A 21,935-nucleotide genomic window follows, 5' to 3' on the forward strand; every position below is an offset into this window, starting at 1 on the left:
TTACTCCAGCAACCAACCAAACACAGTGCCTAAACTCAGACTTAAGCCACTGGCAAAGGCAGGAACTGGGAGTAATTGTTCAGGCTGATCAAAGACGTCCGGTTGCTGTTTGGGCAGATACACAAATACCGTTTGTTCATGGGGGTCAATCAGCCAGCCCATTTGAGTGCCGTGGTTGAGGCTGTGCAAGATGTTTTTAGTGACTTTAGTTTGGCTCTGTTCTGGGGAAAGAATTTCAATTGCCCAATCGGGAGAAATAGGGAAGACGTTGGCAATCTCACCATTGTTATCCCGAGGAATTCTAGACCAGGTAAACACTGATATATCGGGAATGGTTGAGCGACCGCCATAGGTACACCGCAGTTCTGAAAAAGCCCGTGCCATCTGGGGAGGCTTAAGCACACTATTAATTGTGGTAGAAAGCTCGGTTTGAATAGTGCTGTGTTTACCCTGGGGCATTGGTTTCTGAATTATTTGCCCGTCGATATACTCGCTGGCCGGTTTTGTTTCTGGCCGTTGCAGAAATTCCTCTAGGGTGATGGGTTTAGAGGGGGCCTGTACCATGGGGATTGTTTCAGGAAGGGCGGCTGGCAAGCGATATCTCGATTTTAGATGATCAACTGAAATAGAGGGGCAGATGCTCATGTCTGCCCCGGCTATTCGTGATCTGTTTACTCTGTGGGAGTAATGCGTCGGGTCATAACGCTGATGTATTCGCCGTTGCGCCCGGTGGGGATGGGTTCTATCCAGGCGATGCGATCGCAGTACCGCACCACTTCCATGCGGTTGATGGCTTCGGCGACGGCGGCATAGTCACCCAGCAAGATGTGGCAGAGCCGGTCTGGGTGGTAGGTAGGCAGCTTGAACTGGGTGGAGACGTTGAGGTCTCCAGGGTTGGGTTGATACATGTACGGTGTCTCCGTTTTCGGGTGAAGGAAAACGGGGAAGGCTCTAGCAATCCCGATGTGAAGGTAAAACAAGACGCTAGCTCTTAGAATGTCTCCTAAGGGCATCTCACTTACCGTAACTAAGAGGGATGTCTCAGGGGATTTGAGAGGCTGCCACCTCTCTCTTCCCCGCCTAGAAGTCATTCCCCGCACGAATATTTTACGCCAAGTCCGCTGGGAGTTCAACTGTATATGGCCGTTATGCAATTAGGGACAAGGTCGCTAGCTATTAAAGACGAAACGCTTCGGGCACTGATCCGAGAGTTGGGGGATGAGTGTGGTCGAGTACTCGAACTGATTCATCAACTTCAACTACCAGGATTACAAGATGGTCAGAAAACCAAAATTCTGGCTGAACTTTTAACGTCTACAATTCACCTGCACACTCACTGCGATGATGAGTTTCAAACTTCCCTAGCCGATGAGCTAGAACGATTATCGGATGAGTAGTTTTACCAGAAAGGGGACGTTACCCTCAATAGGATAGGCAGTGCCCACCATGCCATCAGTTCTTTCCACCCACCACTCCGCGATCGCACAAGCCATCACCCTCGTCTAGGGGCGGTCGGTCAAACATACTGCGCCCAAGATTCATCCCAAAATCGCTAGCTGCCCCACGCTGCCAGCCCGAAAATAGCAGATGTTACAAGGGTGCAGGGTTTGCCCCCACATGGAGCGTTCTACCGTACATTGATAGCAATGGCTCAGTTGCTGGAAAATCATGCCAACACTCGATCAGCTCATTCCGATTTTGCAAAGCGGGCAGGCCACCACTGAGGCTGCCCTTGAGCTGTTTGATGCCCTAGACCCCGTCAGTTTAGAGTTTATGATTGGGCGGTGGCGAGGGTCTGAGCTGTCAACCAACCACCCCATGGATGGGCTGTTAGTCGCCTCCAACTGGTACGGCAAAGAATTTGTTGACCCAGAGACAGTACACCCGCTGTTATTTCAGGATGGTCAGGGCCGTATTTTTAAAGTGGCTCCCAGTCTAGCCGCCATGCGGCTGGGTTTGAAGCTGCCTATGTTTAGGCAGACCACCTTTCGCCCCCTGCTGCGCTCGATGACAGCAATGTCTGCCACTCAAGCGAGTCAAGCCCGGCTGCGCATGATGGAGTATCGCCACAAGGTCAGCGCCACCATGATCTACGACACCCTGCCCATCAACGACAGCTTTAGAAAAGTAGACGACAACACCGTTTTTGGCGTGATGGACTTTAAAGACATCCCCCAACCCTTCTTTTTTCTGCTGCGGCGCGAGTAGAACCAGCTGCTTCCTCGGCAGGGCTTTTAGTTATTAGGGCTGGTATTGCCCACCCTTTGCTCATGATTAAATTTAACGCTAAGTATTTCTATCTAGCGGTTTTATTGTTTCTAATTGAAGTCCTGATCGCGCTTTTTCTAGGCGATCGCATCATTCGCCCCCTGGTCGGCGATGTTTTAGTTGTCGTTCTCATCTACTGTTTTATCAAAACCTTCTGGCCAATTCGCCCCAGCACGGCGGCCCTTGGGGTCTTTGCCTTTGCCTGTCTCATCGAAGGGCTGCAATACCTCAGATTTGTCGATCGCCTGGGGCTGCGAGACAACCGGCTGATAGCCACCGTACTCGGCACCACCTTCGATCGCAAAGACATTTTGGCCTACGCGATCGGTGCAGCCCTAGTGCTAGCGGTAGAGTACCGCCTCAAGACAAGTAAAACGGCTTAGAGCATTACTTTAAGGCCATTTGCCCGCACGACCTCGCCCAGCCAGCCTGTTTCTAGGAACGCTTACGAAACTTTGCCAGCAGCGGCACGTCATAGACCGATGTCATTTCGACCCAAGGGCGGCATCTCGGACTCTGCCAAGCAACGCCAACCCAGGCCAATGACCAAACCAATCATCTAGCCCATAGATTCAAAGGCAGCGGGTCAAAAAATAGCTTACCCCCCCCGTTAGCTAATAAGCTGAGAATTGCAATCGATTCGCCCCCTTGATTTGCCATGAAAAGCTTCTTTCGTGCCCTCACAGCCCCCCTGCTCGCCTCTACCCTAGTCGCTGGGTCGCTTCCGTTGCCCATTGGCAATGCCCGCGCCCAAGAAACCGTGGCTCCGCGCGTGGCTCAGATTCCGCGCCAGGCCGACCAGGTGGTCGAGTGCGAGCTGCTGATTGTCGGCGGTGGGCTGGCGGGCACTGCCGCCGCCTACGAGAGCCTGCTGCTAGGCCACACCGTCTGCATGACCGAGCTGACCGACTGGGTGGGTGGGCAGATTTCGTCCCAGGGCACCACCGCGCTAGACGAATCGCGGGAGCAGCGCCGCTTGCTGTTTTACTCGCGGGGGTATAAAGAACTGCGCGATCGCGTCGAGGCCAAGTACGGCGAGCTTAACCCTGGCCAGTGCTGGGTGAGTGCTAGCTGCTTTATGCCCGCCGATGCCAACGCTATTCTCATGGACATGCTGGCAGACGCCGAGCGCGAGGGCGGCGGTGAGCTGCGGTGGTTCCCCAACACCGTGGTCAAAGACCTAACCCTAAATGCCGATGGCACCCACATCGACGAGGTGATCGCCATTCGCCATAGCCCGGCACCCGGCACCGCGCCGCTGAATACTGACTTTCTCTCCGAGATCATCGAAGACGCCTACACCTTTGACGACTCGGCCCGCCTCAGCAAAGAGATCATTCAGTTTGTGCCCGCAGGTATTGTGCCCAAGCGCGGCGAGGGCGACGTAGAGCGCCGGGTCGACTGGTTTGTGGTCGAGGCCACCGAGACCGGCGAGCTCATCGTACTGGCCAATGTGCCCTACGAGCTGGGGCTAGACCCCAGGTCGCCCCTCAACCCCTCTTCGCCCGTGGCCGAGCGCGACCCCTACTGCACCCAGGGCTTTACCTACACCTTTGCGATGGAGCGCACCGCCGAGGCCCAGACCTTTGAGGTGCCCGAGTTCTACAGCATCTACGAGCCCTACTACAGCTGGGAACGGGAGCGCCCCCAGTTGCTCACCCCCCAAGATCACTTCGACTTTGTGTTTACCTACCGTCGTCTGTGGAGTGAGAGCCCCCGGCGCACTGGGGAGCGCATCTTTGGTGCCCCCCGCCCCACCCCCGGCGACATCTCCATGCAAAACTGGACCTGGGGCAACGACTATCGCCCCGGCACCTTCCGCGACAACCTGATTTTGACCGAAGACCAGCTGCGGGAGAGCGGTCAGCTAGCGCCCGGCGGCTGGCTGGGGGGCCTGCGCACCGACACCCTGCGCAAGGGCGAAGAAAATGCGATCGGCTTTTTCTACTGGCTGACCACCGGCACCACCGACTCTCAGATCGACGACTCGTGGAAAGAGCCGGAGCCCTACAACATTTACCTACAGGGGCTCGACTCGCCCATGGGCACCGCCCACGGGCTGTCAAAATATCCCTACATTCGCGAGGCTAGACGTATCATTGGTCGCCCCGCCTACGGCTACGAAAGCGGCTTTATGATCAGCGAGATCGACTTCTCGTGGAATGACTTTGCCTCTGAGTTTTACCGCGAAAACCTCGACCAGAGCACCTTCACCTCCATGCGCCGCTATCTCGCCGGGCTGGATACGGTGGATACCTTTATGCCGGGGGCCGACCCCAATGAGTTTCCGATTCGAGGGCGATCGCGCATGTACCCCGACACCGTGGGCATTGCCCAGTACGCCATCGACTTTCACCCCTGTATGCGCGACTACCCCGCCGAAGCCCCCGGCAACATTGAGCGCCCCGGCGTGCGCCAGGCCCACGGGCAGGCCTACCCAGCCCAGATTCCCCTGCGGGCGATGATTCCCCAGCGGGTAGACAACATGCTGGTGGCCAGCAAGAGCATTGCCGCCAGCTACAGCGCCGCTGCCGCCTACCGGGTGCATTCCTTCGAGTGGTCGGTGGGGGCAGCTGCGGCTCACTCCATCGACTTCTCGCTGCGCAACGGGGTGCTGCCCTACGAGCTAGTTGACAATTTGCCCAGCCACGAGCCCCTGCTTGAGCAACTGCGGGCCGAGCTAGACGCCAGCGGCAACCCCACCAAGTTTCCTAACACTTCGATCTTCAACGAAGACTGGACTGAGTGGAAGCCTTGGTAGGGCGATCGCACACCTGTGAAAGGTTGGCCATCTTCTAAAGATAGGCCAACCACACTTCCCAAGAGGCCGATCGCTCGCTGAGATTGATAACGTCCTCAACCCATCTGCTGTTCCATATCGGCGATCTCTAGGCGAGTTTTGATCACCGTGTCGGGGTTGAGACTGATGGAGTCAATGCCTTGCTCCACCAAAAATCTCGCGAACTCGGGGTAGTCACTCGGCCCCTGACCGCAGATACCGATCTTGCGGTGGTACTCCTTAGCAGTTTGAATGGCCATTTTCACCATGCGCTTGACCCCTTCGCTGCGCTCGTCAAACAGGTGGGCCACCAGGGCCGAGTCGCGATCGAGACCCAGGGTGAGCTGGGTGAGGTCGTTGGAGCCGATAGAGAAGCCATCGAACACCTGGCTAAACTCGTCTGCCAGCACCACGTTGTTGGGCAGCTCGCACATGACGTAGACTTGCAGCCCGTTTTCGCCCCGCACCAGGCCGTGGCGGGCCATTTCTTTGAGCACGCGGCGACCCTCGTCGGGGGTGCGGCAGAAGGGCACCATCAAGATCACGTTGGTGAGCCCCATGTCATCGCGCACCCGCTTGAGGGCGCGGCACTCTAGGGCAAAGCCGTCGCGGTAGCGATCGTCGTAGTAGCGGGAAGCACCGCGCCACCCAATCATGGGGTTTTCTTCGCCAGGCTCAAAGCCGCTGCCCCCCAGCAGGTGGGCGTACTCGTTGCTCTTGAAGTCTGACAAGCGCACCACCACAGGCTTGGGATAGAAGGCGGCGGCAATGGTGCCCACCCCCTGGGCCAGCTTGTCGACAAAGTAGTCGGGTTTGTGGTCGTAGAGGTCGGTAAGCTTCTGAATCTGGCGCTTTTCGCCGCCGTCGGGCAGGCTGTCAAAATTGAGCAGGGCCAGCGGATGTACCTGAATGTGGTTGGCGATGATGAACTCTAGTCGAGCCAGACCGACGCCGTCGTTGGGCAGGGCCGCCAGGGTAAAGGCCAGCTCGGGGTTGCCCACATTCATCATGATTTTGGTGCGGGTTTCGGGCAGGCTGTCGAGCTGAGTGGTCTCGATGCGGAAGGGGATCGCGCCCCGGTAGATTGCCCCCTCTTCGCCCCCGGCACAGGTGACGGTGACAGGTTCGCCCGTGGTGAGCAGCTGAGTGGCGTTGCCTGTGCCGACGATCGCCGGAATGCCCAATTCGCGCGCAATGATGGCGGCGTGGCAGGTGCGCCCCCCCTGGTCAGTGACGATCGCACTGGCCTGTTTCATAATCGGCTCCCAGTCGGGGTCGGTGCGGCTGGTGATCAGCACCTCACCGGGGCGAAACTGGGCGATCTGGTTCACCTCCAGGATGACGCAGGCGCTGCCCTGGCCGATCAGGTCGCCCACCGCGCGACCTGTGGCCACGGGTTTCACCCCATCAGGCAGATCGAGAATGTACGATCGCAGCTCGTTTTGCGACTTCTGCGACTGCACGGTCTCAGGCCGAGCCTGAACGATAAACAGCTCTCCGGTCAGCCCGTCCTTAGCCCACTCGATATCCATCGGGCTGGGGGTGCCGCGCAGCTGGGTGTAGTGGTCTTCGATGGTGCAGGCCCACTGAGCCAGCTGCAAAATGTCGTCTTCCTCGATGGCGTAGCGGTTTTGGTCGGCCAGGGGCACCGGTTCGTTTTTGGTCAGCTCAGTACCCGTGGTGTCGTAGACCATGCGCAGCGCCTTGGTGCCCAGGCGCTGGTTGAGAATGGGTTTGTGGCCCGACTTCAGCGTCGGCTTAAACACCACGTACTCGTCGGGGTTTACCGTGCCCTGCACCACATTTTCGCCCAGACCGTAGGCGGCGGTAATCAGCACCGCATTCTGAAAGCCAGTCTCGGTGTCGATAGAAAACATCACCCCCGAGGTGGCGAGGTCAGAGCGCACCATGCGCTGAATGCACACCGACAGGGCCACATCAAAGTGGTCAAAGTGCTTGGTGGTGCGGTAAGAGATAGCGCGATCGGTAAACAGCGAGGCGTAGCACTTTTTGCAGGCGATCAGCACCGCCTGGTCGCCGTAGACGTTGAGGTAGGTCTCTTGCTGGCCGGCAAAGCTGGCGTCTGGTAAATCTTCGGCGGTGGCGCTAGAGCGCACGGCCACATCGACCTCGGTGTAGGCGTGGTCTGACAGGCACGACTCATCTCCCAGGCAAAAATTCTGGCCTGCCTGTTCACACATCTGGTGGTAAGCCGTCAGAATAGCGGCCTTGAGATCGTCGGGGAAGGTGGCGTTAAGAATCAGCGATCGCGCTTTGCGCCCCCGTCGCCTCAGCTCCGTGACGTCGTTGATGTCAAAGCCGCCCAGCACCGCCCGCAGCTGGGCATCGAGCCCGGTTTTCTCAATAAAGTAGCGGTAGGCGTGGGAGGTGGTGGCAAACCCCGTCGGCACCCGAATGCCCTGGGGAGTCAACTGCTGAATCATCTCGCCTAACGACGCGTTTTTGCCGCCCACGATGGGCACATCGTCGAGACGCAACTCGTCAAGCCAGAGCACCAACTGTTGATCGCGCTGCACTAGAGACTGCTGAACCACAGATGTAGCTACCATGCCACCACCTCAAAAGACTATTCGCAACGGTCGGCACGATACAACAGCCCCCCAGAGTTACCCGCGTACCAGAGCCGATAATCAGAGATTTTGCCTGGGCAAGGCTGGGCCAACGCACCGTACATCTTCATGCTAAAAAGCCAGGGATCAGCTCACAAGCTTGTTTAACTTTTCGTGTCTCGAATGCAATAGATGTATACAACCCTCAAGCGCTCGAAGAGGAAGCTCGCTCCCCCAGCAAACCCTTGAAACCGTTGTTACAGTTATTCATGAACACCACACAGCAGGTGACCATGGATAGCCGCGAACTCGCCCAATTTATTGAAGCCCGAGATGGTATCTCTAAACCCTGGCTATTGGTGTTGCTCAGGTTAAAAAAGCTGGAAGAACGCAAAGACACCACGGCCCCTGAGGTCTACATCGAAGAACTCAGCGCCCTGCACAAAGAAATGATGGGGCTAGGGGAATGGTGGGTCGGCAACGAGGATCAGTTCTTAAACCCTTAGGGTACGGAGAGTTTTGAGTCAGAGATGCAGCGCCTACCGTGAGCACTCAGCATCTAAAACTCAGGTAATTGGGCTCGCCCGCAGGAACCTGTCTAGCGATCGATCGCCCCTGACGCCTTAGACTATTAAGAAGCGTTGCAAATGATATCGTGACCAATATTCTCTCTCGTCCGCGCCAGCGTCAGGTCCAGGCGCTACCTCTGAGCACCCTCTGGGGTGACATGCTTACGGTATTTTGGGGCGACTGGCTCGACCTGCGGGTGCGCATTCCCCAGGTGGCGGCGTCGGGTCTGGTGTCGCCGCTGATCTACATTCTGGCCTTTGGTCTGGGGCTGGGCAGTGCGATCGACCAGGTGGCGACACCGCCAGCGGGCGACAACTATTTAGAGTTCATTTTGCCGGGCATGGTGGCGCTGTCGTCGATGGTGATTAGCTTTGGCGGCACTACGTTCTCGATTTGCGGCGATCGCCTCTTCACCAAAACCTTTGAAGAAATGCTGCTCTACCCGGTGCACCCCCTGGCGCTGCACCTGGGCAAAATGCTGGCGGGCATCGTGCGCGGCCTGATGACCGCAGGCTCGGTAATTTTGGTGGCGATTATTTTCACCGGGCGGTTTTGGAGCTTTATCAACCCGCTGTTTTTGCTGTTGGTGGTGCTCAACTGTGCCGTGTTTGCGGGCCTGGGGGTGCTCGTCGGCCTCAATGTCAAATCCCTGGAGAGCGTGGGCCTGTTCAACAACTTTTTGATCGTGCCGATGTCGTTTCTCGGCGGTACGTTTTTTGACCCGGCGACGCTGCCCGTGGCGCTTAAGGCGATCGTCTACCTGCTGCCCTTGACCTACACCACCATTGGTCTGCGGGCGGCGGCCTACAAGCCTTTGGCAGAGTTTCCCTGGTTTACGATTCCAATTTTGGTGGTGGCAGCGGCGGTGCTGGCGGCGATCGGTGCGCGCCAGTTTTCAACCCAGCAAGATTAGGTGAGCCACACGAGGAGAAGGAGCCATGTATCGACTCTATGACTATCCTCCTTCGGGTAACGGTTACAAGGTCAGATTGTTGCTGTCGCAGTTGGCGATCGCCTTCGACTATGTCGAGCTAGATATTCTCAAAGGCGAAACTCGCACCGCCGAATTTTTAGCCAAAAACCCCAATGGGCGCATTCCTCTGCTAGAACTTGAGCCGGGTCACTACCTAGCTGAATCAAACGCAATTTTGTTTTATTTGGCCAAAGGAACACCCTTTTTGCCAGAAGACACGCTGGCTCAAACCCAGGTGTTGAGCTGGCTATTTTTTGAGCAGTATAGCCACGAGCCCAACATTGCCACCCCTCGGTTTTGGCTCTGTCATACGCCTGAACTGGATGAGTATCAAACAATTGCTTTGCCCCAAAAGCAGGCACAGGGCTACCAGGCCTTAGCCGTGATGGACCAGCATTTGGCAAATCATCGGTACTTTGTTGCAGAGCAGTACACCATTGCCGATATTGCCCTATATGCCTATACCCATGTGGCCAACGAGGGCGGCTTTGAGCTAGAGCGCTTTGGCCATATCTCTCGCTGGCTAAAGGATGTGGCAAATCAGCCGGGGTATGTACCCATTACTCAGACAGACTTCTCAGCCTAAAGATTGGTATTGAGCTGGAGGCTCTCGCCTGAGTTGGCATGGGTCTTCGGCTCTACTATCTGCCTGACCTAAGAAATTCTGGCGTTGCTGAACCGACGCATAAATTTGGGTAGGGGCAAACGGCCGTTTGCCCTGACGAGAACCGTTGGCATTTTTGATTCATACCTGTATCCAGCAACGACGAAATTCTAATGAGGGGGATCAGCCAGACTCTATCTAAAGATTTACCCAGCTGATTGCCTGACACATCTCCAAAGTAGGTTGGGCGCAGCGCAGCGAGACCCAAACCCCGTCGAGAATTTCGGCGTTGTATCAGTCAGCCAGGTTACCCAGACCCAGGGGTTTCATGTCGGAAGTTATAGAGAGAGCCTACTCCCTGGGCAGATGCTGCCACCTGGGCCAGTCTCCATAATGGCCCCATTGGCTTTAGGCCTGATGCTATTTACCCTTCCCCAAGGAGAATCCCCATGCTGCGCTACGCGTTAATTTTTCTGGTTGTGGCCCTCATTGCTGCCTTTTTTGGCTTTAGCGGCGTCGCGGCTAGTGCCGCTGGCATTGCCCAAATCTTGTTTTACATTTTCTTAGCCATTTTTGTGGTGTCCCTCATCATGAACTTTATCAAGAGCGCCTAGCCCACTCCTGAGCAGTGCCTAGTCTGCACCCTGGGAAAACAACAAACACCTTCGGCATTTTTGTCGCTAGTCTTGGCCTAACCCATGGGTCTAAGGTTAAACCGTGAGCGGTAAAGTCATTCCTCAAACCGGAGGGATGACTTTGTCATAGCCAGGTTATAAAGTCCTTTGCCTACCCCATCCCTGCGCCCCATCTCTGCGACTGGGTCATTGGCATCAACCCGCCGCTACTTTACTCCTCGTAGGGCCACTCTCCAATTTTTGGCCTTAGTTTTGGTGCGAGCGGTGACATGCCATACTCGGCTGCCAGAGAGGTGGTTGACAACGGCTACTACGCCGATCAGAGCCTTAAGCCAAAAATAAACCGGTGAGAGCAGGCAGTACAGCCAGCCGTGGCGCTGGGTATAGGGCGAGGTGGGCGATCGCAGCTTCACCGCCACCGCCACCTGCACCACCATGCTGAGGGTGAGCAGCCCCATGAGCACCAGGTTGAGGGTTTCAAACCCCAGATCGCGGTTGCGATCGCTGATGGCAATGCTCAGCAGCATGGGCACTACCTGCCACACCACGGGGTAAAAGCCCTGGCTAAACAGCAGCATGAGCACCCAGTAGGGCTTTTGGGCGGCGTCTAGGTGGGGCGATCGCAGCACCCTACCCAGGTGCAGCCCGGCCACCTCCAGCCAGCCCTGGCTCCACCGCTGGCGCTGAAGCCACAGCCCGCGCAGGTTGTCGGGAGCTAGCTCGGTGGTGACAATGGCCGGGTCGTGCACCAGCCGACAGCCCCCCACCAGCCCCCGAATAGTCACGTCAATATCTTCGGTCAGCCGGGTGTGGTGAAAGCCCAGGTGCCGCAGGGCCGGAGTGCGCCAATAGCCATTGGACCCGCCAAATAGGGCGGTGTCAGCCAGCAGCGATCGCCCGTAGTGGCTAACCCCATAGATGCACTCAAACTCTACCCCAATCAGCTGGGTGAGCCAGTTATCTGAGGCATTGCGAATCACGTTGCGCCCCTGCACCACGTCGTAATCACCCCGGTAGAGCCAGCCCCAGGCCCGGCTCAGACAGTCGGCGGCAGGGTGATGGTCGGCATCAAAAATGCCCGTCATGGTGCCCTGGGCCACCTGCAACGCCGCATTCAGGTTTTCGGCCTTAGAGTGGCTGTCGGCTACCGGCAGCAGCACCAGGGCTGGGTATCGCCGCGCCAGGTCTTGCAGACGGGCCTCTACCGGCAACGGGGTGGGGGTGTTGTAGGCCAAAATGATCTCCCAGCCCTGGGCCGGCGGGGTGACCTGGGTCAGCCAGTGCATTAGGGTTTCTTCAATGATGTCTTGCTCGTTGGGGAGGTAGGCCGCCACCACGACTGACGTAAAGGGCATCACCTCAGGCCTGGCCGCCAGATAAGAGGTCTGGCCCTGATCTGGCAGTCGAACCCCAGATCGAGCCCCCCAGCCCCAGCGCTGTAGCAGCCCTCGTTGAGACACAGCAGCTCGGCTACGGCTGCTCAAGACCACGGCAACGGTCTCAGCATTGATCACCACCAGGCCCACGGCAGAGATGATCAGCAGCGCCACCTGCAACAGCCCCAGGCTATAGCCCTGGTTTAACCAGGGTATATAGACCGCCATCGGCATCCACAGCAGCCAGGTGCTCAACCATAACCCTCGCCGGGCTACTACCAGCACCGGCCCAGCCCACCGCGCCAAGCTTGACTTCATTGGCAGCATCAACTCCTTGTCTTAGGCGTCGTCATCGACGAACTCTGGCTGTCCACTACCGGGTATCGGCCAGTCAGAATTTTCGCCGCCGATATAGCAGGTTTCGATCACCACGTATTCGCGGCTAAATTGCTCCAGGGCATTGACTAGCACATCGAGGGCCAGGGCGTCGCTGGTACCTAGGTCAAACCAGCAGCGCGCCCATAGCCCCTGGTACTGCACTTCACCCATATTGTGCATAAGTGACACCATGCTATTGCCCAACTGCTCTTGCTGGTAGGGCATATAGCTAATGTCTAAACCAGTGTCTTGCACCTGAAGGTTTTCGGCATTAAAGCCGCCTAGCTTCCCCAAAAAAAACCACGACGAAAAGACTTCGTCGATGTACTGCTGCTCCATGGTGGAGGGCACGGTTTCAAACTTGAGCCAGACCCATAGGTTAAAGAAGTCACACTCACGAAATTCGACCTGCATAGTTAAGCCCCATACTGCATTACTCAGCATAGGGCTTAATTTGCCATAACTAGCCTGGCCTAGCCTTGACTCAATCCCGAGCGATCGGCACAGACGGGGCCGTCTACGCCCTCCGCCAGGCAGGCTTCAAAGGCGATTTGTCGCGCTGTTGACACCGGCAACTGATCGGCATAAGTGAGGGCAGAGCGGTAGTAGGGCAGGCTGGCGGCGGGCTGCTGCTGAAGATAGAGAATTTGGGCTTTGAGGTAGAGCAGATCGGGATTCTCAGGGGCTGCCGCCAGAGCTTTGTCGACTTCGACCAGGGCCTCGCTGTAGCGCTCGAGGTCGCGCAGGCCAATGGCTACGCCCCGGTGAACCAGGTAGTCGGGGCTGCCGTTTTGCAGCCGGGCGATCGCCTGGTCAGGGTTGGCAAAGGGCAGATTTACCGCCAGCAGCAGATCCATAAACCCCTTCAGCAGGCTGAGCTCAGGATCGTTGCGATCGATGCGCTCGGCGGCATCTAGCTCGCTAAATACTCGCTGAAGCAGGCGCAGGGCGGTGGGGGTGCCCCGAGCAATGCCCTGGGTTTGCAGCACGTGGGCTCCTTCCATAAAGATGCCGACGGCAGCGTAGAGGTGGCCCCGCAGGGGGTCGGTGGCCTTGAGGGCTGCCGCTGCTGACTGGGTGTTGCTGGCCTGCTCGGCCAGACCATCGAGGTCTTTGTTGAGGTAGCCCAGGGCGGCGGCGATCGCATAGTTCATCGGCTCGGCGGGCTCGGCGGCGATCGCCTGGCGCACCAGGGTCTGGGCCGAGGTGTAGTTGCCCTCATAAAAGAGAGCCGTAAACACCGCCTCGGTCTTGTCGCCGATGGCGTGAGGATCGTTGGGGCGGAAGGGGTCGCCCGCCTGGGCCGTCATCGGTGCCAAGGCCAAAAAAGCCGTGGTCAGAGTACCCGCCAGCAGCGCCTTCAGGCGCAAGCCGGAGCGCCGGTTGAGGCACCGGCGAGAAGAAATACGGTGAGGAGAAAGAACCATAGTGCGTTAGTGCTCGTTAGGACCTATAACCTGAAGGTAGACCTGTAGCGGGTGGTAGAGCGCAATTGACCCACTCAACTATCGTGATGCTGGATAGGCCAATTGTGGCGAATTCTAGCGGTGTTTGCGCAGGGAATGTTACAGAAGCTACACTGGCCTAGCCCCTGTCACCCCTAAAGCCGACATCCCAGGGCACACTAGAGAAGCTGGCGGCATTACGTTGTCAGCATGGGTGATTAAGCCGGGCCTCGTTGGGCCAATCTCCCTCGTTGTTTTGCCTTCGAAGTTGAATGCTCTACCTTCGCCAGCTCAGCTACCACCCCCCCGCCAGCCCTCGCGCCATTCTCGACCAGATTTCGCTGGAGCTGCCTCCCCAGCAGATGGGGTTGATCTACGGCCCCAGCGGCTCGGGCAAGAGCACACTGCTAGAGCTGATGGCTGGCTTTGCCCAGCCCACCACCGGCAGCATTCAATGGCGCGAGCAGACCCTCGATCCCGAGTCGCTGCGCCAGCTGGCGGGGCTAGTGTTTCAATTCCCTGAGCGTCACTTTTGTGGCCACAGCCTGCTAGAAGAGCTGCGCCTGGGGCACCCCGAGCTGCCCCGCAGCGAAGTTGAGCAAGCTCTGCGGGCCGTGGGGCTCGATCAGCTGTCGCTCCAGGCGGCTCCCCACGCCCTCAGTGGCGGGCAGCAGCGGCGGCTGGCCCTGGCGGTGCAGCTCATTCGCAAGCCCTACCTGCTGCTGCTCGACGAGCCCACGGCGGGCCTCGACTGGTCAATGCGACAGCAGATCATTGCCCTGCTCAAGCAGCTCAAGCAAAACTGGACTCTGCTGGTGGTCTCCCACGATGCCGACGAGTTGGCCGCCCTCGCCGATCGCTGCTGGCGGCTCGACCACGGGCGGCTCAGCCCAGTGCCCCTGGGCACCCTGTCGTCAGCCGCCGCCTAGAGGAAACCCCAATGGATGCCCTACCCACCTACGGCGATCGCTGGCAGAGCACCCTGCACTGGCAGCCCACCGAAGCTCAGCAGCAGCGCTTTCAGCAGCTGTACGAGGCCATTTTGGCCGCTAATCAGCAGGTCAATCTGACCCGCATCACTAGCCCCGACGATTTTTGGGAAAAGCACCTGTGGGACTCAATCCAGGGGGTGGAGCCATGGCTGAACTCCGACCGTGCGTTGCCCCTCAAGGTAGTAGATATTGGCACCGGCGGCGGCTTTCCGGGGCTGCCGGTGGCTCTGGTGTTTGACCACTGGGCGATCGCCCTCCTCGACGCCACCCGCAAAAAGCTAACCGCTCTTGAGACTGTCTGCGAGACTCTAGGTCTGAGCGATGTCAGCTACCTGCCCCAGCGGGCTGAGCAGGTGGCCCACCAGCCCCAGCACCGCGAAGCCTTTGACCTGGCTCTGCTGCGGGCCGTTGGCCCGGTCAACACCTGCGCTGAGTACGCCCTGCCGCTGATCAACCTAGGCGGCCAGGCGGTGCTCTACCGAGGCCAGTGGTCAGCGGCCGAGGAAGCCGGGCTGAAGGCCATCTTGCCGCGTCTGGGGGGCAAGCTAGTGGAGGTGCGATCGCAGACCACTCCCCTCACCCAGGGCGTGCGCCACAACGTCATTCTCACCAAGGTCGATCGCACCCCAGACAAATTTCCGCGTCTGCCGGGCATACCGTCTAAGTCACCGTTGGTATAAGGCATGGCCTACTATCGCTGCCAGCCTGACGCCTTTGCCCCCGCTTACCTCCACAACCTGCGGGGGGCCATTCAGGCAAGTCGCTATTTCGCCACCAATAACCTCAACCGCGACTTTGTCGGCACCAAGGGGTTTTCAGTGGTGTTTAAGCAGACGGGCCGAGCCGAGGTCGATCGCCAGTTTCCCTACTTCAAGCCTTACCTCGATTTGGCCCTGCGGCCCGACTGCAACGCCTTTTACCTCAACCCGCTGTTGCTCAAGCAGGGCTCACGGGTTGACCCCCACATCGATCGCTCCCTGCGCTCCTACTGCAAGACCATCGACCCGCCCGATCAGGTGAGTGTGCTCTACGTGCAGGTGCCCACCGACCTCGCCAGCGGTGAGCTGGTGTTGCAGCGGGGGCGGCAGCGGGTGGCCCAGATCAAACCCCAGGCGGGGCTGCTGCTGCACTTTCAGGGCGACTTGACCCACTCGGTCAATGCCATGGCCAGCGGTGGCAGTCGTCTCAGCCTGGTATGCGAGCAGTACGCCCTCGACGATGACACCCTGTGGGATATCCCTGAGTTTTTAATCGAGTCAAGGGCTTCAGCGGCTAAACCCAGCCGCTGAGAAACGAGGCAGCTGGCCCATCACAATCCATCGCTCAAATCACAGTCTATGATTTGACCATGGCCACATTAGCCACCCCGCCCGTTTTGATCTATGAACCTCCCCGAAGACCCCGAAACTCCCATCCAGATCAACATCGTGCCGATGATCGATGTGGTCTTTGCGGTGCTGGCGTTTTTTATTATTTCTAGCCTGTTTCTCACCCGCAGTGAAGGGCTGCCCGTGGCCCTGCCCGCCGCCGAGACTGCCGAAGCTCAGGCCCAGCGCCAGGTCGTGGTCACCCTCAATGCGGCGGGTGAGATCTTTGTCGGCGACCGAGCCGTGAGCGCCGATCAGCTGGTAGAAGCCATTCAAAGCCTGGGCACCGTGAGCGACGGCGGCTTGGTGGTGATACGGGCCGACGCGTCAGTGAGCCACGGTCAGGTGGTGGCGGTGATGGATCGACTGCGGGCACTGCCAGGGGTACAGTTGGCGATCGCCACCGCAGGCGGGATGGACTAGGGCCATGGTGCTACAGCTAACGTTGCAGCTAATGGTTTTGCCGGAGTGGCTAGGCGCTGCGGTGCACCAAGTGCTGGTGCCCCTCTGCTTTGTGCTGGCCTGGGGGCTAGTGGGCCTCATTGCCTGGAACCTGATCACGGCGGTGCGCGACGGGGTCACCCGAGCCACGGTCATGCACAAAGTGCCCTGTGCCGACTGTCGCTACTTCACCAATGACCACCGCCTCAAGTGCCCCCTTCACCCCAAAATTGCTCTCTCAGAGGCAGCCATTGACTGTAGAGACTACGAAAGTGCTGGGCTGATGTAGGACTGACTGAAAGCGGTTCTGGTACTGACTATGAAAGCATTGTTCACTGGCGGCGTTAAATGGCAGCTTCTGTTGAGCAGATCGCTTTAGCAGAGCCTGGGCAGTAGATCAGTATTAGTTTTATGCCAGAGAGAAAATGCCAGAGAGAAATTCATTGGGCTCAAGGTACTTTACCGGGTGTGCGGTGTGGGCGTTTAAGGGTTGGGTGGGCGAGCTCTACCCCCCCGGCAGCAAGGCGGGAGATTTTTTGCAGCTCTACGGCGATCGCATGACGGCGGTTGAGGGCAACACCACCTTCTACTCTATGCCCGACGCCAAAACCATCGATCGCTGGGCGGCCACCATGCCCCCTGGGTTTCGGTTTTGCCCCAAGCTGCCCCGCGCCTTCTCCCACCAGGGCAAGTTGGTACCTTTTGTGGAGGCGTCTCACCGGTTTTTGCAAACCCTCGCGCCTTTAGGCAACCGCCTGGGGCCGCTGTTTGTGCAGCTGCCACCCACCTACAGCCCCGAGCAGCTGGCTGACCTGCGCGACTTTTTAACCCGCTGGCCCCGGCAGCAGCACCCCATCGCGGTAGAAGTGCGCCATTTCGACTGGTTTGCCGAGCCCCAGGCCACCCGGCTCAACCAAATGTTGACCAGCCTGGGCGTGGGCCGGGTCTTGTTGGATACGCGCCCCATCTACGACTGCATCGATACCACCGACGACGACCCCCAGATTGGCTCCGAGCGCAAGAAACCCAGGGTACCCCTCCAGCCCGAGGTAACGGCCCCTTTTACAATCATTCGCTACATCAGCCACCCTGACCTGGCCTACAACCAGACCTACTTCGACGAGTGGGTGCCCCGGCTACGCCAGTGGCTAGCCACCGGCACCGACGTCTACTTTTTTGCCCACTGCCCCCAGGAGGCCAAATCGCCAGCGGTGGCTCGCGCCGTATATCACCAGCTGCAGCAGGCCGGGGCCACCCTGCCCGACCTACTGTGGGATCAGGTCGAACGACAAAGGGCCGAGGAATCGTCTTCCTCGACCCAGCTAAGCTTGTTTGGATAATGTGGTTTGGGTGGATATTGGGTTGGAACCTATCGAAATCGATAGTCTAAATCGCTAGTCGTTTTCCCAGTCTTCGCGGCCCATGAGGTCGCCGACGCGATCGCGCAGCAAAAACCCCGAAGACTCAAGCTCAGCTTCAACCATCTCCCACTCGCGGGCAGGAATGTGGCGGCACAGGGTGTAGATGGGCTGCTGACGGCTCACCATACCCTTTTGCACCAGCTGTCGGGCTTCGTCGCGGATGAGATCGAGAGAATAATGGAGGGACTGAAGCATGCCTAAAACCCAGAAACAACGGAGGAGCTGCACGAGACGGAAGTCAAATAAGCCAGTCAAGAATCTTTGGATTCCGTATCCCAGTTTACTGATAGTTTTTAGGATTTGGCTAGTCAGCTCTGGCTTATTGTCGCCTTAATCACCAGGCGGTGCCATTAACAAATGCTGAATTTTTCCTTTAACACACCACAGGATTGTAACGAAACCGAGACATGCGATTCTTGCATAAATATATGCATTTATTGCATTTCGGCCCAAAAACAGTCTCTCTCGCAAAGTTGCGGCCCTTTAAATTTTCCGAAATTCACCAGTGGGCTTAGGTAGTCTAAAAGAGGGCTTCAGCAGCGCCAATTAGTCCTGCCTTGCCAGGCTAGATCTACCGTCAGCGTTTCCCCTCGCCGTCAAGCTACCGGGAGGACAGACCATGGGCGTGACCGACGAACTGTTTTATCGAGCCAACGATATGTGCCGCCGCCGGGCCTACCAGCAGTGGCATCGAGGTCAGAGCAAGCAGCAAATTTTGCGATCGCAGGTGGGTTTTCAGACGGTGACCGCCTCCCGGCCCCAGCCCTGTCGGGGCTGCGCTCACTACCATGGCATTGCCTATGGCACCAGTCGCCGCACGGTGCTGATCTGCGCCATTCATCCCTACGGCTGGCAGCGGGGCGGTGGCTGTCCCGATTGGCAAGATCAAACCGTAGAGCCGTCTGATTAATCGACGCTGCCGTCAATCGCCTATCCAGGCAGTCTGCAATCTGACGGCGGGCGCGGTCGGGCCTAGGGTCGCCACCGGCCCCAAGACTCGGGCGGTTGGGGCGGTTTTAGGTTAGTGGAGAACCGTCTCAGCAGTATGGTGGTAGTCTGTTGGGTGTTAACCATGCTCAGTCGTCACAGTGCTATGGACGTTATGCCTCAGCTTTCCGTTCAGCTTCTCAACGGTTCTCCATTGCCGCCCATTGCTATCGAGTTGTGGTCAATCGAGGGGCTGTTGCGGCCCGTCAGTCTAGAAGCGGCTGACGATAGCTTCAGCAGCTATTTTGCTGGGTTTGAGAGTGCTAGCCTGGTTGGGGCGGCTGGTGCTACCCCCGCGCAGGTAGGCCCCCTGTCTCCGGTGGTGGGCCAATATTTTGACCAAGACTTTTTGGGCGATATGGGCGCTGTCTTGAACAACTTTGTTGAGTCAGGACAGTTGTGGGCGATGCTGTTCGGTATTGTGGTTGGCTATATGATTCGCAATCTGACGGCCTTTTAGACAGCTTTTTACGTCATGCAAACGCCCCTTCCCCAAACCTGGAGCCAGCGGTTTGAGACCGCTCTACACCCGGCGATCGCGCAGTTTAACGCCAGCATCGGCTTTGACATTCAGCTGATTGAGTACGACCTCACTGGCTCTGAGGCCCACGCCAAAATGCTGGTCAAAACCGGCATCATTAGCCCCACCGAGGGCGAGCAGATCGTCCATGGCCTAGAGACCATCCGGCAAGAATACCGTCAGGGCAAGTTCACCCCAGGGGTAGAGGCTGAGGATATCCATTTTGCTGTGGAGCGCAGGCTGACCGAGCTGATCGGCGACGTGGGCAAAAAGCTGCACACCGCCCGCAGCCGCAACGACCAGGTGGGCACTGACCTGCGCCTCTACCTGCGCGCCCAGATCGAGGCGATCCAAACCCAGCTGCGCCAGTACCAGGGCACCCTGCTGGGGCTGGCCGAAACCCATGTCGAAACCCTGATCCCTGGCTATACCCACCTGCAGCGAGCCCAGCCCCTCAGCCTGGCCCACCACCTGCTGGCCTACTTTGACATGGCCCAGCGCGATTGGGATCGCCTCCACGACCTGCAAAAGCGGGTGAATATTTCGCCCCTGGGCTGCGGTGCCCTGGCGGGAACCACCTTTCCGATCGATCGCCAGTACTCAGCTGAGCTGCTGGGGTTTGAGAAGGTCTATGGCAACAGCCTCGACGGGGTGAGCGATCGAGACTTTGCGATCGAGTTTGCCTGTGCCGCCAGCCTGATCATGGTGCACCTGTCGCGCCTGTCGGAAGAGATGATTCTCTGGGCGTCGGAGGAGTTCAGCTTTGTCACCCTCAACGACAGCTGCTCTACCGGCTCTAGCATCATGCCCCAAAAGAAAAACCCCGACGTGCCCGAGCTGGTGCGGGGCAAGACAGGCCGCGTCTTCGGCCACCTGCAAGGGCTGCTGGTGATGATGAAGGGTCTGCCCCTGGCCTACAACAAAGACCTGCAAGAAGACAAAGAGGCCATCTTCGACACGGTGTCCACCGTGCGCGGCTGCATTGAGGCGATGACCATTTTGCTGGCGGAGGGCGTCAACTTCCAGGTGCCGCGTCTGCGCCAGGCAGTCAACGAAGACTACGCCAACGCCACCGATGTGGCCGATTACCTGGCCACCAAGGGGGTACCCTTCCGCGAAGCCTACAACCTGGTGGGTAAGGTGGTGAAGACATCGCTAGCGGCCAACAAGCTGCTGCGAGAGCTGACCCTAGACGAATGGCAGGCCATTCATCCCGCCTTTGAGGACGATATCTACGCAGCGATCGCCCCCCAGCAGGTAGTCTCAGCCCGCAACAGCTACGGTGGCACCGGCTTTGACCAGGTGCGCCAGGCCCTTCAGCGGGCCACCCAAACCCTCGGAGAAGCCTGATGATCAGCCTCTGCATGATCGTGCGCGACGAAGCCGCCACCCTAGCCCGCGCCCTGGAGAGTGCCCAGGGGGCCGTGGGCGAGATCGTCGTGGTCGACACTGGGTCTAGGGATGACACCGTGGCGATCGCCCAGTCTTATGGGGCCAAGGTTTACCACTTTGACTGGACTAATGACTTTGCCGCCGCCCGCAACGAGTCGCTGCGCCAGGCTACCGGCGACTGGGTGCTAGTGCTCGACGCCGACGAGGTACTGCTGCCCCCGGCTGTGGCACTACTGCAAAACCTCGACCAGGGCCAACCCCTAGGGCAGGTGGCCGCCGCCGATGTACTGGCCCTCAACCTGCTCCGTCTAGAGTTGGGTGCGCCCCAGACCCCCTACACCCTGATCACCCGCCTGTTCCGGCGGCAGCCAGAGATCACCTTCAACCGTCCTTACCATGAGACCGTCGACGAGAGCATTGCGGCACTCCAGCGGCAATCTCCCCACTGGCAGGTGGTCACCCTTACCGATGTAGCGATCCACCACACCGGTTACGATCCGGCGGTGGTAGTGCAGCGGGGCAAGTTTGATCGCGCCCGCACCACGATGGAGGGCTATCTGGCCGATCACCCCGACGATGCCTACCTGCTCAACAAGCTGGCCGCTCTCTACGTCGAGTCAGACCAGGCCGAGCGGGCGCTGCCTCTACTCGATCGCGCCCTGGGGCAGGCCAACGACCTTGACCAGCTGACTCGCTATGAGCTGCACTACCATCGCGCCCTGGCCCTAAGCGTTAATCAAGCCTCTCTAGAGAAGAATCGCCCCGGTGCAGCCGCTGACTATGAAGCGGCCCTGGCTGAGCCTATTCCCCCCGTGCTCAAGCTGGGAGCCTGGGTCAACTACGGCAGTCTGAAAAAAAACGAGGGTGATTTAGAAGGGGCGATCGCGCTGTTTGAGCAGGCGATCGCTGCCGACCCCAGCCTCGCTTTGGCCCACTACAACCTCGGCACCGCCCACCGCGCTCGGGGCTATCTCGACGAGGCGATCGCCGCCTACCGCCAGGCGATCGCCCTCGCCCCTAACTACCCAGAGGCCCACCAAAATCTGGGGGTAGCTCTGTTTAAGCTGGGCCAAATGCCCGAAGCACTCCAGGCCTTTCGGCGGGCGATCGACCTCTACGACAGGGTTAACCCCCCCGCCGCCGCCGACCTGCGCCAGGGGGTAAATAAATTAGGCCTGCCCGCATCGCTGATGGTGCAGGCAGGCCTGATGTAGCCT

25 protein-coding genes are annotated in these 21,935 nt (G+C 58.6%); 18 read left to right on the plus strand and 7 right to left on the minus strand.

The window, feature by feature from the left end; translation table 11 throughout:
- Entirely contained in the window at positions 1-564 is a 564-nt protein-coding gene (locus tag AC0QKW_RS09040; RefSeq protein ID WP_473150769.1) for a Uma2 family endonuclease, read from the minus strand.
- A gap of 107 nt (positions 565-671) precedes the next feature.
- On the minus strand, positions 672-908 hold the full coding sequence (locus AC0QKW_RS09045) for a hypothetical protein (protein ID WP_473150735.1): 237 nt from the start codon (positions 906-908) through the stop codon (positions 672-674).
- A gap of 231 nt (positions 909-1,139) precedes the next feature.
- Here AC0QKW_RS09045 and AC0QKW_RS09050 point away from each other — a divergent pair, with 231 nt between their 5' ends.
- From AC0QKW_RS09050 to AC0QKW_RS09065, 4 genes are all read left to right on the plus strand, one after another.
- On the plus strand, positions 1,140-1,397 hold the full coding sequence (locus AC0QKW_RS09050) for a hypothetical protein (RefSeq protein WP_473150736.1): 258 nt from the start codon (positions 1,140-1,142) through the stop codon (positions 1,395-1,397).
- A gap of 271 nt (positions 1,398-1,668) precedes the next feature.
- Entirely contained in the window at positions 1,669-2,208 is a 540-nt protein-coding gene (locus AC0QKW_RS09055) for a DUF4334 domain-containing protein (RefSeq protein ID WP_473150737.1), read from the plus strand.
- A gap of 62 nt (positions 2,209-2,270) precedes the next feature.
- A complete protein-coding gene (locus AC0QKW_RS09060) occupies positions 2,271-2,651 on the plus strand; it encodes a ribosomal maturation YjgA family protein (protein WP_473150738.1) in 381 nt (126 codons plus the stop codon).
- A 275-nt stretch (positions 2,652-2,926) separates the two neighbouring features.
- Positions 2,927-5,029, plus strand: coding sequence for an FAD-dependent oxidoreductase (locus AC0QKW_RS09065; RefSeq protein ID WP_473150739.1), 2,103 nt, complete (start codon positions 2,927-2,929; stop codon positions 5,027-5,029).
- Between the two features lie 95 nt (positions 5,030-5,124).
- Here AC0QKW_RS09065 and ppsA read toward each other — a convergent pair whose 3' ends face one another.
- Complete coding sequence (gene ppsA / locus AC0QKW_RS09070) at positions 5,125-7,617, minus strand: phosphoenolpyruvate synthase (RefSeq protein WP_473150740.1); 2,493 nt, start codon at positions 7,615-7,617, stop codon at positions 5,125-5,127.
- A gap of 293 nt (positions 7,618-7,910) precedes the next feature.
- Here ppsA and AC0QKW_RS09075 point away from each other — a divergent pair, with 293 nt between their 5' ends.
- The 4 genes from AC0QKW_RS09075 to AC0QKW_RS09090 all read left to right on the plus strand — a co-directional run bounded on the left by AC0QKW_RS09075 (position 7,911) and on the right by AC0QKW_RS09090 (position 10,378).
- Positions 7,911-8,123, plus strand: coding sequence for a hypothetical protein (locus tag AC0QKW_RS09075; protein ID WP_473150770.1), 213 nt, complete (start codon positions 7,911-7,913; stop codon positions 8,121-8,123).
- Between the two features lie 221 nt (positions 8,124-8,344).
- On the plus strand, positions 8,345-9,100 hold the full coding sequence (locus tag AC0QKW_RS09080) for an ABC transporter permease (protein WP_473150771.1): 756 nt from the start codon (positions 8,345-8,347) through the stop codon (positions 9,098-9,100).
- A gap of 25 nt (positions 9,101-9,125) precedes the next feature.
- A complete protein-coding gene (locus AC0QKW_RS09085) occupies positions 9,126-9,746 on the plus strand; it encodes a glutathione S-transferase family protein (protein WP_473150741.1) in 621 nt (206 codons plus the stop codon).
- 467 nt (positions 9,747-10,213) lie between these two features.
- Positions 10,214-10,378: a DUF1328 domain-containing protein gene (locus AC0QKW_RS09090; RefSeq protein ID WP_473150742.1), complete on the plus strand. Its 165-nt coding sequence runs from the start codon at positions 10,214-10,216 to the stop codon at positions 10,376-10,378.
- A gap of 227 nt (positions 10,379-10,605) precedes the next feature.
- Here AC0QKW_RS09090 and AC0QKW_RS09095 read toward each other — a convergent pair whose 3' ends face one another.
- Genes AC0QKW_RS09095 through AC0QKW_RS09105 form a run of 3 tightly spaced genes read right to left on the minus strand, consistent with a single transcriptional unit; the run spans position 10,606 to position 13,580 of the window.
- On the minus strand, positions 10,606-12,093 hold the full coding sequence (locus AC0QKW_RS09095; RefSeq protein WP_473150743.1) for a glycosyltransferase family 2 protein: 1,488 nt from the start codon (positions 12,091-12,093) through the stop codon (positions 10,606-10,608).
- A gap of 21 nt (positions 12,094-12,114) precedes the next feature.
- The gene (locus tag AC0QKW_RS09100) at positions 12,115-12,567 is read right to left on the minus strand and encodes a DUF3531 family protein (protein WP_473150744.1); all 453 of its coding nucleotides are present in this window, start codon (positions 12,565-12,567) and stop codon (positions 12,115-12,117) included.
- Positions 12,568-12,626: 59 nt separating this feature from the next.
- On the minus strand, positions 12,627-13,580 hold the full coding sequence (locus AC0QKW_RS09105) for a Sll0314/Alr1548 family TPR repeat-containing protein (RefSeq protein WP_473150745.1): 954 nt from the start codon (positions 13,578-13,580) through the stop codon (positions 12,627-12,629).
- Between the two features lie 290 nt (positions 13,581-13,870).
- Between AC0QKW_RS09105 and AC0QKW_RS09110 the strand changes: the two genes are divergently transcribed.
- The 6 genes from AC0QKW_RS09110 to AC0QKW_RS09135 all read left to right on the plus strand — a co-directional run bounded on the left by AC0QKW_RS09110 (position 13,871) and on the right by AC0QKW_RS09135 (position 17,738).
- Entirely contained in the window at positions 13,871-14,527 is a 657-nt protein-coding gene (locus AC0QKW_RS09110; protein ID WP_473150746.1) for an ABC transporter ATP-binding protein, read from the plus strand.
- 11 nt (positions 14,528-14,538) lie between these two features.
- A complete protein-coding gene (rsmG, locus tag AC0QKW_RS09115; protein WP_473150747.1) occupies positions 14,539-15,270 on the plus strand; it encodes a 16S rRNA (guanine(527)-N(7))-methyltransferase RsmG in 732 nt (243 codons plus the stop codon).
- A 3-nt stretch (positions 15,271-15,273) separates the two neighbouring features.
- Positions 15,274-15,879 carry a 2OG-Fe(II) oxygenase gene (locus AC0QKW_RS09120; protein ID WP_473150748.1) on the plus strand — a complete coding sequence of 202 codons (606 nt, stop codon included), beginning with the start codon at positions 15,274-15,276 and terminating at the stop codon, positions 15,877-15,879.
- Between the two features lie 93 nt (positions 15,880-15,972).
- A complete protein-coding gene (locus AC0QKW_RS09125) occupies positions 15,973-16,380 on the plus strand; it encodes an ExbD/TolR family protein (RefSeq protein WP_473150749.1) in 408 nt (135 codons plus the stop codon).
- 4 nt (positions 16,381-16,384) lie between these two features.
- Positions 16,385-16,687, plus strand: coding sequence for a hypothetical protein (locus AC0QKW_RS09130; protein ID WP_473150750.1), 303 nt, complete (start codon positions 16,385-16,387; stop codon positions 16,685-16,687).
- Between the two features lie 136 nt (positions 16,688-16,823).
- A complete protein-coding gene (locus tag AC0QKW_RS09135) occupies positions 16,824-17,738 on the plus strand; it encodes a DUF72 domain-containing protein (protein ID WP_473150751.1) in 915 nt (304 codons plus the stop codon).
- Positions 17,739-17,792: 54 nt separating this feature from the next.
- On the opposite strand, the gene AC0QKW_RS09140 is transcribed toward AC0QKW_RS09135, so the two are convergent.
- Positions 17,793-18,014, minus strand: a complete 222-nt coding sequence (locus AC0QKW_RS09140; RefSeq protein ID WP_473150752.1) for a DUF4327 family protein — start codon at positions 18,012-18,014, stop codon at positions 17,793-17,795.
- A gap of 424 nt (positions 18,015-18,438) precedes the next feature.
- Between AC0QKW_RS09140 and AC0QKW_RS09145 the strand changes: the two genes are divergently transcribed.
- The 4 genes from AC0QKW_RS09145 (at position 18,439) to AC0QKW_RS09160 (ending at position 21,932) form a co-directional block, all read left to right on the plus strand.
- Positions 18,439-18,729 (plus strand): hypothetical protein, encoded by a 291-nt coding sequence (locus AC0QKW_RS09145; protein WP_473150753.1) that lies wholly within the window; start codon positions 18,439-18,441, stop codon positions 18,727-18,729.
- Positions 18,730-18,891: 162 nt separating this feature from the next.
- Positions 18,892-19,266: a hypothetical protein gene (locus tag AC0QKW_RS09150; protein ID WP_473150754.1), complete on the plus strand. Its 375-nt coding sequence runs from the start codon at positions 18,892-18,894 to the stop codon at positions 19,264-19,266.
- 15 nt (positions 19,267-19,281) lie between these two features.
- Entirely contained in the window at positions 19,282-20,676 is a 1,395-nt protein-coding gene (gene argH, locus AC0QKW_RS09155; RefSeq protein WP_473150755.1) for an argininosuccinate lyase, read from the plus strand.
- On the plus strand, positions 20,676-21,932 hold the full coding sequence (locus AC0QKW_RS09160; RefSeq protein WP_473150756.1) for a glycosyltransferase family 2 protein: 1,257 nt from the start codon (positions 20,676-20,678) through the stop codon (positions 21,930-21,932). The genes argH and AC0QKW_RS09160 overlap by 1 nt, the downstream gene beginning before the upstream one ends.
- Positions 21,933-21,935: the final 3 nt, after the last annotated feature.

This window comes from Pseudanabaena sp. PCC 9330, assembly GCF_055795045.1.

What these genes read in the sequence shown, in the direction of transcription:
- AC0QKW_RS09040 (WP_473150769.1), bottom strand. Translation starts at nt 564, where the DNA reads ATGGTACAGGCCCCCTCTAAACCCATCACCCTAGAGGAATTTCTGCAA.
- AC0QKW_RS09045 (WP_473150735.1), bottom strand. Translation starts at nt 908, where the DNA reads ATGTATCAACCCAACCCTGGAGACCTCAACGTCTCCACCCAGTTCAAG.
- AC0QKW_RS09050 (WP_473150736.1), top strand. Translation starts at nt 1,140, where the DNA reads ATGGCCGTTATGCAATTAGGGACAAGGTCGCTAGCTATTAAAGACGAA.
- AC0QKW_RS09055 (WP_473150737.1), top strand. Translation starts at nt 1,669, where the DNA reads ATGCCAACACTCGATCAGCTCATTCCGATTTTGCAAAGCGGGCAGGCC.
- AC0QKW_RS09060 (WP_473150738.1), top strand. Translation starts at nt 2,271, where the DNA reads ATGATTAAATTTAACGCTAAGTATTTCTATCTAGCGGTTTTATTGTTT.
- AC0QKW_RS09065 (WP_473150739.1), top strand. Translation starts at nt 2,927, where the DNA reads ATGAAAAGCTTCTTTCGTGCCCTCACAGCCCCCCTGCTCGCCTCTACC.
- ppsA (WP_473150740.1), bottom strand. Translation starts at nt 7,617, where the DNA reads ATGGTAGCTACATCTGTGGTTCAGCAGTCTCTAGTGCAGCGCGATCAA.
- AC0QKW_RS09075 (WP_473150770.1), top strand. Translation starts at nt 7,911, where the DNA reads ATGGATAGCCGCGAACTCGCCCAATTTATTGAAGCCCGAGATGGTATC.
- AC0QKW_RS09080 (WP_473150771.1), top strand. Translation starts at nt 8,345, where the DNA reads ATGCTTACGGTATTTTGGGGCGACTGGCTCGACCTGCGGGTGCGCATT.
- AC0QKW_RS09085 (WP_473150741.1), top strand. Translation starts at nt 9,126, where the DNA reads ATGTATCGACTCTATGACTATCCTCCTTCGGGTAACGGTTACAAGGTC.
- AC0QKW_RS09090 (WP_473150742.1), top strand. Translation starts at nt 10,214, where the DNA reads ATGCTGCGCTACGCGTTAATTTTTCTGGTTGTGGCCCTCATTGCTGCC.
- AC0QKW_RS09095 (WP_473150743.1), bottom strand. Translation starts at nt 12,093, where the DNA reads ATGAAGTCAAGCTTGGCGCGGTGGGCTGGGCCGGTGCTGGTAGTAGCC.
- AC0QKW_RS09100 (WP_473150744.1), bottom strand. Translation starts at nt 12,567, where the DNA reads ATGCAGGTCGAATTTCGTGAGTGTGACTTCTTTAACCTATGGGTCTGG.
- AC0QKW_RS09105 (WP_473150745.1), bottom strand. Translation starts at nt 13,580, where the DNA reads ATGGTTCTTTCTCCTCACCGTATTTCTTCTCGCCGGTGCCTCAACCGG.
- AC0QKW_RS09110 (WP_473150746.1), top strand. Translation starts at nt 13,871, where the DNA reads ATGCTCTACCTTCGCCAGCTCAGCTACCACCCCCCCGCCAGCCCTCGC.
- rsmG (WP_473150747.1), top strand. Translation starts at nt 14,539, where the DNA reads ATGGATGCCCTACCCACCTACGGCGATCGCTGGCAGAGCACCCTGCAC.
- AC0QKW_RS09120 (WP_473150748.1), top strand. Translation starts at nt 15,274, where the DNA reads ATGGCCTACTATCGCTGCCAGCCTGACGCCTTTGCCCCCGCTTACCTC.
- AC0QKW_RS09125 (WP_473150749.1), top strand. Translation starts at nt 15,973, where the DNA reads ATGAACCTCCCCGAAGACCCCGAAACTCCCATCCAGATCAACATCGTG.
- AC0QKW_RS09130 (WP_473150750.1), top strand. Translation starts at nt 16,385, where the DNA reads ATGGTGCTACAGCTAACGTTGCAGCTAATGGTTTTGCCGGAGTGGCTA.
- AC0QKW_RS09135 (WP_473150751.1), top strand. Translation starts at nt 16,824, where the DNA reads ATGCCAGAGAGAAATTCATTGGGCTCAAGGTACTTTACCGGGTGTGCG.
- AC0QKW_RS09140 (WP_473150752.1), bottom strand. Translation starts at nt 18,014, where the DNA reads ATGCTTCAGTCCCTCCATTATTCTCTCGATCTCATCCGCGACGAAGCC.
- AC0QKW_RS09145 (WP_473150753.1), top strand. Translation starts at nt 18,439, where the DNA reads ATGGGCGTGACCGACGAACTGTTTTATCGAGCCAACGATATGTGCCGC.
- AC0QKW_RS09150 (WP_473150754.1), top strand. Translation starts at nt 18,892, where the DNA reads ATGCTCAGTCGTCACAGTGCTATGGACGTTATGCCTCAGCTTTCCGTT.
- argH (WP_473150755.1), top strand. Translation starts at nt 19,282, where the DNA reads ATGCAAACGCCCCTTCCCCAAACCTGGAGCCAGCGGTTTGAGACCGCT.
- AC0QKW_RS09160 (WP_473150756.1), top strand. Translation starts at nt 20,676, where the DNA reads ATGATCAGCCTCTGCATGATCGTGCGCGACGAAGCCGCCACCCTAGCC.